Here is a 15,878-nt window from a genome sequence, read left to right on the forward strand (position 1 = left end):
TGCTGGATGGCTTGGCGCTGTTCGGGCTATCTTTCCGCAAGATAAAAGCAAGCCTGCACCATAGGCCGCCAAGGCCGTTACAGATGTTGCACAGCACCGGCAGCACACTTGCCGCCAGTTTTGTGAATTGCGTGAACCCATTCGCGCCTTAATGACCGCTCGGGAGCAAAAATGACAATCGGAGTGGACGATGACGAAAGCGCCTTTTCCCGGCTTGAAGACGGCAAGGGGCTTGAGGAATCGTGGCTGCGTATCTGCGCCCGCCTGAAGGGCGAAGTTGGCGAAGTTGAATACCGCACCTGGCTGACCAAAATTGCGCTGGGCCCGATTGATGGCGATGAAATCACCCTGCTTTTGCCCACGCGCTTTTTGCGCGATTGGGTGAGAAGCCAGTATGGTGACCGCCTGAGTGAACTGTGGAACCAAGAAATCCCCAGCATCCGCCGGGTAGAGCTACAGGTTGCCCGCGCCGGTGATCCTGCGCCCATACCTTTGGAAAATGTGCCCAGCACCGCCGCCGCAACACCCGCACAGGAAGAGGCAACCCCAGCAGCACGTACCGCGCCAGAAGTGCGGAGTGATTTGGTTACCGCGCTGGATAGCCGCTTTACGTTTGATACGTTCGTGGTGGGCAAGCCGAACGAATTTGCTTATGCCTGCGCCCGCCGCGTTGCAGAAAAACCCTCCAGCGTTGGGTTTAACCCACTGTTTCTTTATGGCGGCGTTGGGCTTGGTAAAACACACCTGATGCACGCCATCGGGGCCGAACTGATCCAGAGCGGCAATGTGTCTGTGGCCTACATGTCTGCCGAAAAGTTCATGTATCGGTTTATTGCGGCCATCCGTTCTCAGTCCACCATCGAGTTCAAGGAACAACTGCGTTCCGTCGATGTGCTGATGATTGACGATTTGCAGTTCCTGATCGGCAAGGACAACACGCAGGAAGAATTCTTCCATACCTTTAATGCGCTGGTTGATGCTGGACGGCAGATTGTGGTTTCGGCTGATAAATCTCCATCCGATCTCTCAGGGCTGGAAGATCGGCTGCGCACGCGCTTGGGCTGCGGCATGGTGGCAGATATTCACGCCACCACGTTTGAACTGCGTATTTCCATTCTGGAATCAAAAGCAGCGGCTTCTGGCGTTGTGGTGCCCGGTAAGGTTCTGGAGTTTCTGGCACACAAAATCACGTCCAACGTGCGTGAACTGGAAGGCGCGCTCAACCGCCTGATCGCGCATGCCAACCTGTTTGGTCGGCCGGTTACGCTGGAAGCTACGCAGGAAGTGCTGCACGATATCCTCAAGGCGCACGACCGCCGTGTGACGATTGAGGAAATCCAGAAAAAAGTAGCAGAACACTGGAATATCCGCCTCACAGACATGTCATCTGCCCGTAGGGCGCGCAATGTTGCGCGGCCCCGGCAGGTTGCCATGTATCTGGCCAAGCAGCTTACAAGCCGCTCTTTGCCAGAAATTGGGCGCAAGTTCGGTAATCGTGACCACACAACCGTTATGCATGCGGTAAATCGCGTTACGGAACTTATGGGGCTGGATGCAGCTTTTGCAGAAGATGTGGAACTCCTGCGGCGGATGCTGGAAAGCTGAAAACGTAGAGATTCCAAAGGGATTGACTGATAATGCCCACCTGTTACTTTTCGGGGTGGAAAAAGCGGATGCCTCTTGCAAAACAGAGGCCCTGTCTTGCAGGAAAGAGGGTTAGATGAAGTTTTCGGCGGAACGCGCAACACTGCTTAAGGCATTGGCCCATATCCAGAGTGTTGCGGAAAAGCGTAACACCATACCCATTCTAGCCAATGTTCTTATTCAGGCAGCTAACGGACAGCTCAGCCTGAAAGCCACGGATATGGAAATTGAAGTGGTTGAGGAAGTTCCCGCCAAGATCACGCGGGAAGGGGCTACAACTGCACCAGCCGCCGTTCTGTACGAAATTGTGCGCAAGCTACCCGATGGCGTGGATGTAGAGCTGGATCAGGCCGATAGCGAAGGCCCGCTTCTGCTGCGTGCTGGCCGCTATGCTACCCGCCTGAACGTGCTGAGCGTGGATGATTTTCCATCCATGGGCGCAGGGGATTTCCCGCATCGGTTCAAACTGCCTGCAACCACACTACATTCGCTGATAGACCGCACACGTTTTGCCATTTCCACCGAAGAAACCCGCTATTACCTTAACGGTATCTTCCTGCATGGCACAGAAGTGGAAGGCGAAGCCAAGTTGCGCGCCGTGGCAACTGACGGACACCGTCTGGCCCGCGTAGAAGCTGATTTGCCTGCGGGTGCCGCCGGGATGCCGGGCGTTATTGTTCCGCGCAAAACAGTGGCCGAAGTGCGCAAGCTGATTGATGAAGCACCGGAAGAAGTGGAAATCGCGCTTTCTGAAACGCGCATCCAGTTTACGGCAGGGCCTGTTACTCTCACATCCAAGCTGATTGACGGCACGTTCCCTGAATATGAACGTGTTATTCCGCGCAACAACACACGCATTTTGCGGGTTGGCAAAAAAGACTTTGCCGATGCCGTGGCCCGTGTTGCCGCCATTAGCCAGGAACGCTCTCGCCCGGTCAAGCTAACACTCGAACCCGGCCTGCTCACTCTGTCTGCCAGCAGTGCAGAGCAGGGGGTAGCCAAGGAAGAACTAGATGACAACCGCATTTCCTACGATGCAGAAGGGTTGGAAATCGGCTTTCAGGCACGCTATCTGAACGACATTACAGATCAGGTGGAAAAAGAGGTGGAATTTGCGTTTGCAGATAGCGCATCCCCCACCATTGTGCGTGATGTAGATAGCCCATCCGCACTGTATGTTCTCATGCCGATGCGCGTGTGATCCGTTTTTTCGCTTTAACACTTACGGCCTGCCTGCACTGCCAAAATGCAGGCAGGCCAACAGAAGCAGCGTGGCATGCCCCGGCTTCTTAAACTTACGCTTTCCAATTTTCGCAATTACGAACGGCTTGTATGGTCTCCCGATGCAAGCCTGTTAGTGCTGACAGGCGAAAACGGCAGCGGCAAAACCAATTTGCTGGAAGCAGTTTCTCTTCTCTCTCCCGGCAGAGGACTGCGGGCGGCACCCCTTACACAATTCGGCCGCATGGGTGCAACCAACTGGGGTGTTTCTGCGCGCATTGAAACCGAAGATGAGTTTCTTCAACTCGGCACCGGCACACAGGGCGGGCAGGAGAGGCCCCGCCGCGTTTTTTTATTAAACGGCCGGCAGATCCGGGGGCAGGAGGCGTGGGAAGATACGCTTGCCACTGTGTGGATTACCCCGCAGATGGACCGGTTGTTTAGCGAGGGCGCATCCGGCAGGCGGCGCTTTCTGGACCGTCTGGTTATGGCAGTTACGCCGCACCATGCGCGGGAACTGGCTGCGTATGATCGCGCCATGACACAACGTAACCGGCTGCTGCAAACACGCTTTTCCGAACACTCATGGCTCTCTGGGTTGGAGGCCTCCATGGCGCGGCATGCTGTGGCTGTGGCTGCGGCTCGGCAGGAAACCGTGCGCCAGATCTGCCATTACGCCCAAAATGGTCTGGGTGCTTTCCCCGCTGCTATTGCGACATTGGAATGCGCTGTAGCTCAAAAACTGGAAACATCTCCGGCACTGGCTGTAGAGGACTGGCTACGAGAAAAACTCGCCGACTTGCGCGAAGATGATGCCACGCGTGGCCGTGCCACGTTTGGCACGCATCGCAGTGATTTTCTGTTAGAAGATCTCACATCCAGACAACCGGCCGCACTGGCGAGCACTGGCCAGCAAAAATCCTTGCTTATTGGCGTTGTGCTGGCACATGCCCGGCTTGTCACAGACTATCGGGGGCAACCACCTATTTTGCTGCTGGATGAACCTTTGGTGCATCTGGATGCCGCGCGCCGGGCCTCATTACTGGAAATTGTGCAGGATTTTCGGACAACCGTGCTGCTCACCGGCACAGATCAGGCGCCTTTTGCCCCCCTTAAGCAGACTGCCCAGTTTGAAACCCTGAAAAACGGAGCTTTTTTGCCTTCAAGCCCATAAAACATGCTGCTCAATCTGGCCCCAGAGGTTTGATCAGGGTATAAGAATAAAAGGTTTTTTGTTCTTTCCTGTACGGAGCGTACCGTTCTTATGACCGACCTCTCTCAGCCCACGCCATCTGCCGTTTCCGAAGAGTATGATGCCGCGTCGATCTCTGTGCTGAAGGGGCTGGATGCTGTCCGTAAACGGCCCGGCATGTATATTGGTGATACGGATGATGGTTCCGGCCTGCACCACATGGCGTTTGAAATTATTGATAACGCAGTGGATGAGGCTCAGGCTGGTTTTGCATCTCGCTGCGTCGTCACTTTCAACGCAGATGGCAGCGTTAGCGTGCGTGATAACGGGCGCGGCATTCCCACAGATATGCATGCTGAAGAAGGCATCAGCGCTGCGGAAGTGGTGCTGACGCGCCTGCATGCTGGCGGCAAGTTTAACCAGAACTCCTACAAGGTTTCTGGTGGTCTGCACGGTGTGGGCGCCGCTGTGGTGAATGCGCTGTCCGAATGGATGGAAGTGCGTATCTGGCGTAACGGGCAGGAACATTTCATTCGCTTCCAGCACGGTGAGCGTGATGCCCCGCTGGAAGTAGTTGGTCCTTCTTCCGAACCCTCTGGCACGGAAGTTACCTTCAAACCCAGCAGTGAAACATTCCCCAAAACGGATTTTGATTTCACCATTCTGGAACGCCGTCTGCGTGAACTGGCCTTCCTGAACTCCGGGTTGGAAATTGTGCTGCGTGATGCACGCGTTACCCCCGTGCGGGAAGAAAAATTCTTTTACGAAGGCGGGCTGGAAGCTTTTGTAAACTGGCTGGATCGGTCTCGTACTTCGCTGTTTGCACCGCCCATTACTGGCAGTCTGGAAAACCCGGATAACGGCATTAAGGTAGAGTTTGCACTGACATGGAACGATAGCTTCCATGAAACCATGCTGTGCTTTACCAACAACATTCCGCAGCGCGATGGTGGGGCCCATCTGGCAGGTTTCCGTCAGGCGCTTACGCGCGTTGTTGGCAAATATGCCGAAAGCATTGCCAAAAAAGATGCGCACTCCCTGCAAGGGGAAGATATGCGTGAAGGGCTGACGGCTGTTCTATCCGTTAAGGTGCCGGACCCCAAGTTCTCATCCCAGACCAAGGATAAGCTGGTTTCTTCCGAAGTGCAGCCGGTTGTGCATGCAGCGGCGGCAGACATTATCAGCCATTGGTTTGAAACCCACCCCAAAGAAGCAAAAATTGTTATCTCCAAGGTGTTGGATGCCGCTTCTGCACGTGAAGCAGCGCGCAAGGCACGTGAGCTGACACGCCGCAAGGGTGTGCTGGACGTTTCATCACTCCCCGGTAAGCTGGCAGATTGTCAGGCGCGTGACCCCGCCAAAGCTGAACTGTTTATTGTGGAGGGTGATTCCGCAGGTGGCACCGCCAAACAGGGGCGTGATAGACGCTTTCAGGCTATTCTGCCGCTGAAAGGTAAGATCCTGAACGTGGAACGCGCCCGGTTTGACCGTATGCTGGGTTCTGCCGAAATTGGCACGCTTATTACCGCACTGGGCACAGGCATTGGCCGTGGTGAACCAGAACAGGGTGGCTTCTCTATTGAGAAACTCCGCTACCACCGTATTGTCATCATGACTGACGCTGACGTGGACGGCTCTCATATCCGTACACTGCTGCTGACCTTCTTCTTCCGCCAGATGCCGGAACTGATTGAGCGCGGTTACCTCTATATTGCCCAGCCACCGCTTTACCGTGCCAAACGCGGGAATGAAGAAACCTATCTGAAAGATGATGCAGCACTTGAGCAATATCTGCTCAACAAGGCCCTGAACAATGCCAGCTTTGTTTATACAGATAAACGCGTAGTAAGTGGTGAAGAACTGGCTGCTGATCTTCCATTCATCCGGCAGGCAGCGCAGGCTATTAACCGCCTTTCCAACCGCATCCCATCCTGGATTATCGAACAGGTAGCCTTGGCTGGCGCGCTGACAACGGATGTGGAGCAGCTTCAGCAACGGATGCCAGCACTGCAGCAGCGCCTTGATGCGGCATCTGCTGAAAATGAAAAAAGCTGGAAAGCCGTTGCAAGTGCAGACGGTGTGGAACTGGCCCGCAATGTGCGTGGCGTAGGGGAAGTGTACCGCATTGACCCAACCATGCTGGCCAGTAATGATGCCCGCTGGCTAACCATGCAAGCAAACCGCCTGCAAAAAGACTTTGCAGAAGGCGTAGCATTGAAAAACGATACCACCGAGCACCAGCTTAGCGGCCCGGCTGATCTTTACGCCCGACTGCTGGCACAGGGCCGCCGTGGGCTGACCATCAACCGCTTTAAAGGTCTGGGCGAAATGAATGATGCCCAGCTTTGGGAAACCACGCTGGACCCGGCTATGCGCACACTGTTGCAGGTACGCGTAGGCGATGTGGAAGAAGCGGGCGATGTTTTCACCACCCTGATGGGCGATATTGTTGAACCACGTCGTGACTTCATTGTCGGCAACGCACTTAAGGTTGCCAATCTGGACGTCTAATACCTGCATAAATAAGGGAGAGAATTTATCTCTCCCTTGCAAACGCTACAAAAAAAGCCGCTGCCTGATTATTCAGGTTGCGGCTTTTTGCTGGAAAGCAAGCTGGCTGCTTACCCCTTAATGAGAGCGTCAATCTGTTTAAACTGCTCCAGCAAAGCGGGCAGGCTTTTAATTGGCAGCATGTTAGGTCCATCGCTCGGGGCTTGGTCCGGGTTCTCATGCGTTTCAATAAACAGAGACGCCACACCAATTGCCAAAGCAGCACGAGAGAGCACAGGGGCAAACTCACGCTGGCCACCAGATGCGCCGCCCAAGCCACCGGGCTGCTGCACAGAATGCGTGGCATCAAACACAACAGGGTAACCGGTCTGGGCCATAATGGGCAGGCCGCGCATATCGTTTACCAGCGTATTATAGCCAAAGCTGGTGCCGCGCTCGCACAGCATGATGCGATTATTGCCGGTAGAGGCAATTTTGGCCGCTACGTGCTTCATGTCCCACGGGGCAAGAAACTGGCCTTTTTTCACATTCACCGCAGCGCCTGTTTTCCCGGCGGCTAGCAGCAAATCCGTCTGTCGGCACAAAAAAGCGGGAATTTGCAGCACATCTACAGCTTCAGCCACAGGCGCACACTGTTCTGGCGCGTGCACGTCTGTCAGTACCGGAATATCCAGCGTGTTGCGCACATTTGCCAGAATATCCAGCCCTTCTGCCATGCCAATGCCGCGTGCGCTGGAAATGCTGGTGCGGTTGGCTTTGTCGAACGAGCTTTTGTAAATCAGCCCGATACCAGCCTTCTGGCAGATTTCCTTCAACGCTGTGGCTGTTTCCATGGCATGGGCCGCAGATTCAATCTGGCACGGCCCAGCGATCAGCACAAATGGCTGATCGTTACCGATGTACAAAGACCCAAGCTGGAAATCTGAACCCAATGCCTGCGTCATGCTTTTTTAGCCTTTTCCAGCGCAGCGCCCACAAAACCGGCAAACAGCGGATGCGGTGCAAACGGACGAGACTTCAGTTCCGGGTGATACTGCACAGCAATGAACCACGGATGATCTGGATATTCCACCACTTCTGGCAAGATGCCATCTGGTGAAAGACCAGAGAACTTCATCCCGGCTTTTTCAAGCTGATCCTTGTAATGGATATTCACTTCATACCGATGACGATGCCGCTCGCGAATGGAAGTTGCATTATACACTTCTGCCGCGCGGGAGCCTTCAATCAGCTTGGCAGGGTAGGCGCCAAGACGCATGGTGCCGCCTAGTTCTCCGCCTTCGCTCCGGCGCAGGCGTTCGTTGCCACGCGCCCATTCGGTCATCAGGCCTACCAGAGGCTCTTCCGTATAGCCAAATTCGGTGGAAGACGCATTGGGCAGGTCTGCCAGATTACGGGCACATTCAATAACCGCCATCTGCATGCCAAAGCATATTCCAAGGAACGGAATACCTTTTTCACGCGCAAAGCGAATGGCCTCAATCTTGCCCTGAGACCCACGCTCACCAAACCCGCCGGGCACCAGAATGGCATCTACATCGCCCAGTTTGGCTTCCAGTGATGCAGGGTCTTTTTCAAAAACCTCGGCATCCACCCAGTCCAGAACAACCTTGGTGCGGTGGGCAATGCCACCATGCAGCAAGGCTTCGTTCAGGGATTTGTAGCTATCCAGCAGGGCTGTGTATTTGCCAACCACAGCAATACGCACCTCGTTATCCGGGTGGCGGATGGCATCTACAATTTTTTCCCACCCTGTCAGATCAGGTTCTTCTGCATGCGGCAGACCGAAGTAACGCAGCACTTCGGTATCCATACCTTCTGCATGGTAGGAGAGGGGGCAGGAGTAAATGGTGTCCACATCCCGTGCGGCAATAACGGCTTCTGGCCGCACGTTACAGAAATTGGCAATCTTGCGCCGCTCTGTTGGCGGAATGGGGCGGTCACACCGGCACAGCAGAATCTGCGGCTGGATACCCACATTCTGCAATTCCTTAACGGAATGCTGGGTTGGCTTGGTTTTTAGTTCACCCGCAGAAGGGATCCATGGCAGCAGCGTAAGGTGCACAACCATGGTCTGATCCGGGCCCAGGTCATTGCGCAACTGACGGATGGCTTCCAGAAACGGTAGGCTTTCAATATCGCCAACTGTGCCGCCAATTTCCACCAACACGAAATCCAGATCATCCGTATTGGCAACCACAATATCTTTAATGGCATCCGTAATATGCGGGATAACCTGCACGGTTGCGCCCAAATAATCACCACGCCGTTCACGCGCGATAACATCTGAATAAATCTTGCCTGTTGTGGTATTGTCTTCCTTGGAAGCATTCACCCCTGTGAAGCGTTCATAATGGCCAAGATCAAGGTCTGTCTCGGCGCCATCCTCGGTCACAAACACTTCCCCATGCTGGTAGGGGCTCATGGTGCCGGGATCAACGTTCAGGTAGGGATCAAGCTTGCGTAGGCGCACTTTGTAGCCACGCGTCTGCAACAGGGCAGCAAGGGCAGCAGATGCAATGCCTTTGCCAAGAGAGGATACCACACCACCGGTGATAAAAACAAAGCGGGTCATGAGCAGACTTCCTACACGGACAAGGCCGGGCGGGTAAAGATGGACAAACGCAAACTACCGCATGCCACAGGACATGCGGAGCTGAAGGGATAAAAGGGCTCTCTCCTCACACATGGCGGAAAGGAGAGAGAAACCTGCATTTTACGGATGCGCCGGAGCAGCTGGCTGCGGAGCCGGAGCCGTTGTTGCCGGGGCAACTGGTGCGGGCGTGGTGGCTGCCGGGGGTTGGGCCAGAATATCGTGCCCTTCACCCGTAACAGAGCCTTTGTAAAGCATGGCCAGCAACAGGGAAAGCAGCATGAACACACCAGCCAGCACAGCCGTTGTGCGCGTAAGCAGGTTGGCTGTTCCACGGCCGGACATGAAAGCCCCCATGCCCTGGCTGCTGCCAATTCCAAGGCCACCGCCTTCACTCCGCTGAATTAGCACAACGCCAATCAGGGCTATGGTCACACAGAAATGCAGGATCAGCAGGGCTGTGGTCATGTCAGATTCCAGATCAGAACAGCAAATCAGGCAGCAGATGCTGCGCTGACGATGGAAAGAAACGCGTCCGCCTTAAGGCTGGCGCCGCCAACAAGCGCACCCGCCACTTCAGGAATGGGCAGGATGGTGGCCGCATTCCCGGCGTTTACGGACCCTCCATACAGGATTTTGATGACTTTTCCAGCCTCTCCAAACTGCCGCACCAATTCTTCACGCAGGAATTTCATGGTTTCGGCTATCTGATCGGTGGTGGCGGCAAGGCCCGTACCAATAGCCCAGATGGGTTCATATGCCAGAATACCGTTAAAACCATCGGGCAGGGAACCCTTGATCTGCCAACCCAGCGCATCAAAGTGCTCACCGGTTTCGCGCTGATTTTCTGTTTCACCAATACAGACAATAGGGGTTAGCCCGGCTTTGGCGGCAGCCATGGCTTTTTCACGCACCGTTTCATCCAGCTCACCGTGTTCCTGACGGCGTTCTGAATGGCCCAGAACAACGTAGGACACACCCAGATCGGCCAGCATGGGGGCAGAAATATCACCCGTATGCGCGCCAGAAACTTCCTGATGGCAATCCTGTGCACCCAGTTTTACGGGTGTGGGTTTGAGCATATCTGTCAGCAGCCCAAGCTGGGTAAAGGGCGGGCACACCACAACATCCGCACTGTTGGCGGGCAGGCCGCTGGTAATAGCCTTGACGAGTTCCTGCGAATCACGGCTTAGGCCATTCATTTTCCAGTTGCCGACAATAATCTGTCTGGTCATGCCCTGCTCCTTGCCTGTAGCGCGCCATGCCAACGGGCACGCGCGTTTTACAATATGGTTCTTCCATGAAGGCTAAACCATAGACGCACCCTTTGGGGCAAGAGAGCAGGTGGCTTATTCTTGCCTGTCTGGCGTGCAGGCACGGTTATGTCTGGTCAAGCACCGCAGCTACCCTTATGGTGCCGCGCCTGTGCATACCCTTTTGTGGTATGATGTTTTTTAAGCATAGCTGTGGATCCATCGGGTCATGATTTCCTATCTACGTCGCGTTTTTGTTGAGTCCTGGCTGGGCCGGGTGACTGCAATTGTCATTTTTCTGGCGTTTGTCGGCTGGGGAATAGGCGATGTTATGGGCTATATGGGGGAAGAAACGGATGTTGTTGCCAAAGTGGGGCAACAGCAGGTTTCTGCCGATGATCTGGCCACAGCCCTGCAATCTGAACTGCCAACCATTGCACGCCAGATGGGGGTTACCGATCCATCGCAAATTCCTCTGGCCATGCAGCGGCAGGTTGCCTACCAGATTCTGCACCGCCTGATTGGGCAGGCAGAACTGCTGAACACTGCACAGAAACTGAAAGTGGCCGTACCTGATTCGGCTGTGCGGGATGAAGTGTTCTCACTTCCTTATTTCAAAGGGGCCAATGGCCAGTTTGACCGCGCCAGCTTCAATCAGAAACTGCGTGACCGCGGGCTGACCGAACAGCGCTTTCTGGACATGGTGCGCAATGATCTGACAACCCGCACCATTTTGCAGCCTTTGGCACAGGCTGGCAGCGTGTCCGACACAATGCTCCAGCGTTTTCTAACCTACGGTGCAAAAACGCGCGTGGTAGATTTTGTGAGCATTCCATTTGACGCACAGCCCACACCCAAAGCGCCAGATGATGCCGTGCTCCAGCGTTATTACAACAACCACCCGTGGATGTTCCGCACGCCAGAACTGCGCCATGCCAAAATTGTGGTGCTTTCCCCACAAACGGTGGCAGACAGCATCACTCTGGGTGAAGCTGACATCAAGCGCATTTATGATGAGCAGAAATCTCGCTACGATGTGCCAGAAACACGCGATATTCAGCTGATCACTCTGCAAGATCAGGCGCAGGCAACCGCCATTGCCAATGCGTGGAAAGTAGGGGGCAACTGGCAGGCTATTCAGAACAGCGCAAAAGATGCCGCTGCGGTAGAAATGCCAAATGCGCGCCCATCCACCATTCCTTCCGCCACATTGCGGCAGGCTATTTTTCAGGCGCCTGAAGGACAGGTAAGTGGTCCACTTAAAACTGAAAGTGGATGGGCTGTTTTTCGCATCACCAAAATAACGGCCCCGCACACCACGCCGTATGAGGATGCAAAAAAAGACATCCTCTCACAGTATCGGGCTGCCGTTGCGCCATCTGTTGCAGGTGAACGCAAACGCAAACTGCAGGATGCACTTGCAGGTAAAGGCCTAGATGCCATTCCGGCTGATCTGGGTGCTGTTGCTGCCGCAGGCACGCTGGATGCACAGGGCATGACAGCGGATAAGGAACCCGCACCGCTGCCAGCATCTGGCAAGCTGCGTGAAGCCATTATCCACCAGATTTTCACGCAAAAACCCGGTGCTCGTGCAACGCTTGTTGATGGGCCAGACAACAGCAGCTTTGCTGTGGAAGTAGATACTGCAACACCCGCAGCACCACGCACCTTTGAGCAGGCACATGCAGATGTTCTGGCCGCATGGCAGGCCGAAGCCCGCAAGCATGCAGCAAATGAGCAGGCAACAAACCTGTATCTGGCAACCAAGAACAAGCAGGCTCTAGCCACAACAAATGCACCGGGCGCACAGATGACGCGGGATGCAGCATTCTCCTACGCCAAGCCCAACAAAAACATACCGGACGCGCTGATGGACTATCTACCACGCATGCAGCCGGGGCAGGCAGTTATGGCGGAAGATGACGGCCACTTCCTTGTGGCTATTGTGACAAAACTGTTCGTACCCAACCCACCAGCTCCTGCTGATGGCGTGCAGCGCCTGAAAGACTCTCTGGCACAGGCCGATAGCGATGATCTGGTTGCCAGTTATGTTGAAGCATTAAGCAAGCGCACGCCGCCCCATATTAACGAACGCGCCGTGATGGCCACACTGTCTGCTGCCGGATTTGGAGGAGAAGCCACGCCATGAGCATTACCGCACGCATTGCGCCTTCACCCTCTCGGCAGGAATGTGAGGCTACTTGGGCGCAAGGTCAGCCATCTGTTGTGTTCTCTGTAGAAGCTGCAGATCTGCTTACGCCGGTTTCAGCCTATCTGCGCCTTGCGCGCTTTGATGGCGGCACAGGCAAAAACACGCTGCTGCTGGAAAGTGTGGAAGGTGGCACATCGCGCGGGCGCTATTCTGTTATCGCCCTCAAACCGGATATCATCTGGACCTGCCATAATGGGCAGATCACGCTGGATGAAACCCCGGAAAACCCGGATAGTGCCCCGCGCATTCTTACAGAAAAGCCGCTGGAAAGCCTGCGTGCGCTTATCCACGCCACACGTCTGGAACTGCCCGAGGGCGTACCCCCTATGGTTGCGGGTCTGTTTGGGTATCTGGGCTATGACATGGTGCGCCAGATGGAGCATCTGCCAGATGCGCCCCCGGATGATCTGAACCTGCCTGAATCCATCCTGATGCGTCCCGGGCTTTTTGCTGTGTTTGACACGGTGAGTGACGAACTCATTCTGGCCGCACCGGTTCGCCCGCAAAAAGATGAAACCGCAGGGCAAGCTTGGGATAAAGCGCAGGATCTGCTCCGCCGTGCGCGCGAATGTCTGGCAGGGGCTCTACCGCCTTTGCCTAAAGCCCCAGAAAACCTGCCCGAACCCGCCGAACCGCGTTCTTCATTCAGCAAGGATGAGTTCTGTCAGGCTGTGGAGCGTATTCAGGATTATATTGCTGCAGGTGATGCCTTTCAGGTTGTGCCCAGCCAGCGTTTTTCCACGCCGTTTCCGCTTCCATCTCTGGCGCTGTATCGTACGCTGCGGCGCATCAATCCGGCGCCATTCCTGTTCCATCTGGATTTTGGTGAGTTCTCACTTGTCGGGTCCTCGCCCGAAATTCTGGTGCGCTTGCAGGATGGCACCATGACGGTACGCCCTCTTGCGGGCACACGCCCACGCGGCAAAACGGCTGAGGAAGATCTGCGGCTTGAAAAAGACCTTCTGGCCGATCAGAAAGAACTGGCCGAACACCTGATGCTGATAGACCTTGGCCGTAATGATGTAGGCCGTGTGAGCATTCCCGGCACGGTGAAAGTGACGGAACGATTCGTCATTGAGCGTTTCAGCCACGTCATGCACATCTCTTCCAACGTGCAGGGCACGCTCAAGCCGGAACTGGAAGCGCTGGATGCTCTTGTGGCCGCGTTTCCCGCAGGCACGCTTACAGGCGCGCCTAAAATCCGCGCCATGGAAATTATTGATGAAGTCGAGCGCACCCGCCGCGCCACCTATGCCGGGTGCATTGGCTATTTTGGTGCTGGCGGCAATATGGATACCTGTATCGGGCTGCGTATGGCCGTTGTAAAAGACGGGCAAATGCATGTGCAGGCAGGCTGTGGCGTAGTGGCAGACAGTGTGCCCGAAACGGAATATGAAGAAACACGCCATAAAGCCCGTGCCGTATTCCGCGCTGCAGAAGCTGCGCTGGAACAGGCAAGGGCAGGGCGGTCCTAATGCCGCTTCTGTTCCATTCTTATTTGACCCCAACAGCACATAAGGTCATCATTCGGCCATGATCCTTCTGATCGACAATTATGATAGCTTCACCTTCAACCTCGTTCACTATTTGGGTGAACTGGGTATGCAGTGTGACGTACGCCGCAATGATACCCTGAGTGTGGAAGATGCTCTGGCCCTTAAGCCAGAAGCCATCGTGCTTTCTCCTGGCCCATGCTCCCCCAATGAAGCAGGCATCTGCTGTGATCTGATATCTGCCGCAGCCGGTAAAGTGCCGGTTTTTGGGGTGTGTTTGGGGCATCAGGCTATTGGGCAGGTGTTTGGCGCAGAAGTCGTGCGCGCACCTACGCCCATGCACGGCAAGGTGAGCCCCGTTTTCCATAACGGGCAAGATGTTTTTGCAGGGCTACCCAACCCATTCAATGCCACGCGCTACCATAGCCTCACGCTTGAACCCGCCAGCATTCCAGATGCTCTGGAAGTTACGGCATGGACAGAAGATGGCGTGATTATGGGCGTGCGCCACCGGCAGTATCCTATCTCGGGCGTGCAGTTCCACCCAGAAAGCATTGCCTCGGAATATGGCCACGATCTGATGAAAAACTTTCTTTCCATCGCTGCTGCCTGGAAAGAAAAACAGGCCGTTGCCTGATGTCTGTTACCACTCAGGAGACCACGTCTCAGCAGGCAGGTGAACAGTTTTTTTCCTCCATGCTGGCGCGCGTTGCTGAGGGACAAGCACTCAGCGCAGCCGAATCAGAAGCCGCTTTTGGCGTGATTATGGATGGCCTGATTGCGCCAGAGCGCATTGCGGCTTTTCTTATGGCCTTACGCGTGCGCGGTGAAACGCAGGAAGAACTGCTTGGTGGTGTAACAGCCTTACGGGCCCGTATGCACAGCGTACCCGCCATGCCTGCCGATACAATAGATGTATGCGGCACGGGCGGAGACAATTATGGCACGTTGAATGTATCCACCGCTGTGGCCTTTGTGTTGGGTGCGCTTGGTGTGCCTGTTGCCAAGCATGGCAACAGGGCCATTTCCTCCCGATCAGGCGCGTCTGATGTGCTGGCCGCGCTGAGTGTGCCGCTTTCTGCCCAAGCTGAAGTTCTGGCGGAGCAGATGCAGGCGCATAAGGCCATCTTTTTGTCTGCCCCGCATCATCATCCCGCCATGCGTTTTGCTGCCCCGGTACGTAAAGCCCTCGGGGTGCGCACGCTGTTTAACTTGATGGGGCCTTTGGTAAACCCGGCAGGTGTTAAACGGCAGCTTGTGGGTGTGTTCTCACCCGCATGGCTAGAGCCGATGGTCAATGTGCTCAAAAATCTGGGCTCCCAGAAAGTCTGGGCCGTGTGCGGCCTGCCATCAGACGGACAGGGCGGTATTGATGAAATTACACTGGCTGGCCCAACACAGGTTGTAGCGCTAGAAGATGGTGCCATCTGCCCGTTTTCCATTACACCGGAAATGGCTGGCCTTGCCCATGCCCCCGTTAGCGCCATATTGGGGGGAGATGCCCAATATAATGCACAAGCTCTGGAAGCTTTGTTGCATGGCGCACCCGGGGCATATCGTGATACAGTGGTTTTGAACGCCGCCTGCGCACTCCATGTGGCAGGGCGGGTAACACTCCTGCGGGACGGACGCATTGATCCGCAGGCCTTGCGGGAAAGTGTGGTACAGGCCGCACGCCCACTGGATGATGGCACGGCTCTGGCTGTGCTGAATGGTTTGCGTGCTTCCGCCCCGGATGCACGCGCCTGAGACATGACAG

General features: G+C 55.3%; 12 protein-coding genes. 8 read left to right on the forward strand and 4 right to left on the reverse strand.

Annotated elements, in window-relative coordinates; all coding sequences use genetic code 11:
• The first annotated feature begins 171 nt into the window (after positions 1–171).
• From dnaA to gyrB, 4 genes are all read left to right on the forward strand, one after another.
• Positions 172–1,605, forward strand: a complete 1,434-nt coding sequence (gene dnaA, locus FCN51_RS02090; protein ID WP_012812906.1) for a chromosomal replication initiator protein DnaA — start codon at positions 172–174, stop codon at positions 1,603–1,605.
• Positions 1,606–1,720: 115 nt separating this feature from the next.
• Positions 1,721–2,845, forward strand: a complete 1,125-nt coding sequence (gene dnaN / locus FCN51_RS02095) for a DNA polymerase III subunit beta (protein ID WP_160256149.1) — start codon at positions 1,721–1,723, stop codon at positions 2,843–2,845.
• 45 nt (positions 2,846–2,890) lie between these two features.
• Positions 2,891–4,039, forward strand: a complete 1,149-nt coding sequence (recF, locus tag FCN51_RS02100) for a DNA replication/repair protein RecF (protein ID WP_160256150.1) — start codon at positions 2,891–2,893, stop codon at positions 4,037–4,039.
• Between the two features lie 90 nt (positions 4,040–4,129).
• On the forward strand, positions 4,130–6,568 hold the full coding sequence (gene gyrB / locus FCN51_RS02105) for a DNA topoisomerase (ATP-hydrolyzing) subunit B (protein WP_124295384.1): 2,439 nt from the start codon (positions 4,130–4,132) through the stop codon (positions 6,566–6,568).
• A 110-nt stretch (positions 6,569–6,678) separates the two neighbouring features.
• Here gyrB and kdsA read toward each other — a convergent pair whose 3' ends face one another.
• The 4 genes from kdsA to tpiA all read right to left on the reverse strand — a co-directional run bounded on the left by kdsA (position 6,679) and on the right by tpiA (position 10,396).
• Positions 6,679–7,512, reverse strand: coding sequence for a 3-deoxy-8-phosphooctulonate synthase (gene kdsA / locus FCN51_RS02280; RefSeq protein ID WP_050819755.1), 834 nt, complete (start codon positions 7,510–7,512; stop codon positions 6,679–6,681).
• Entirely contained in the window at positions 7,509–9,143 is a 1,635-nt protein-coding gene (locus FCN51_RS02350; RefSeq protein ID WP_003625521.1) for a CTP synthase, read from the reverse strand. Before FCN51_RS02350 ends, kdsA begins: the two co-directional genes overlap by 4 nt.
• A 141-nt stretch (positions 9,144–9,284) precedes the next feature.
• Positions 9,285–9,629 carry a preprotein translocase subunit SecG gene (secG, locus tag FCN51_RS02365; protein WP_003629964.1) on the reverse strand — a complete coding sequence of 115 codons (345 nt, stop codon included), beginning with the start codon at positions 9,627–9,629 and terminating at the stop codon, positions 9,285–9,287.
• A gap of 26 nt (positions 9,630–9,655) precedes the next feature.
• Positions 9,656–10,396 carry a triose-phosphate isomerase gene (tpiA, locus tag FCN51_RS03080; RefSeq protein ID WP_160256151.1) on the reverse strand — a complete coding sequence of 247 codons (741 nt, stop codon included), beginning with the start codon at positions 10,394–10,396 and terminating at the stop codon, positions 9,656–9,658.
• A 247-nt stretch (positions 10,397–10,643) separates the two neighbouring features.
• On the opposite strand from tpiA, the gene FCN51_RS03085 reads away from it, so the two are divergent.
• The 4 genes from FCN51_RS03085 to trpD are packed head-to-tail and all read left to right on the forward strand — an operon-like array spanning position 10,644 to position 15,868.
• Positions 10,644–12,563: a peptidyl-prolyl cis-trans isomerase gene (locus FCN51_RS03085; protein ID WP_160256152.1), complete on the forward strand. Its 1,920-nt coding sequence runs from the start codon at positions 10,644–10,646 to the stop codon at positions 12,561–12,563.
• Positions 12,560–14,101 carry an anthranilate synthase component I gene (trpE, locus tag FCN51_RS03930; RefSeq protein ID WP_160256153.1) on the forward strand — a complete coding sequence of 514 codons (1,542 nt, stop codon included), beginning with the start codon at positions 12,560–12,562 and terminating at the stop codon, positions 14,099–14,101. The genes FCN51_RS03085 and trpE overlap by 4 nt, the downstream gene beginning before the upstream one ends.
• Positions 14,102–14,159: 58 nt before the next feature.
• A complete protein-coding gene (locus tag FCN51_RS03995; protein ID WP_160256154.1) occupies positions 14,160–14,756 on the forward strand; it encodes an anthranilate synthase component II in 597 nt (198 codons plus the stop codon).
• Positions 14,756–15,868, forward strand: coding sequence for an anthranilate phosphoribosyltransferase (trpD, locus tag FCN51_RS04705; protein WP_160256155.1), 1,113 nt, complete (start codon positions 14,756–14,758; stop codon positions 15,866–15,868). The genes FCN51_RS03995 and trpD overlap by 1 nt, the downstream gene beginning before the upstream one ends.
• The last annotated feature ends 10 nt before the right edge of the window (positions 15,869–15,878 follow it).

Source organism: Acetobacter pasteurianus, assembly GCF_009914215.2.
In the GTDB taxonomy this organism is placed as follows: Bacteria; Pseudomonadota; Alphaproteobacteria; order Acetobacterales; family Acetobacteraceae; genus Acetobacter; species Acetobacter pasteurianus.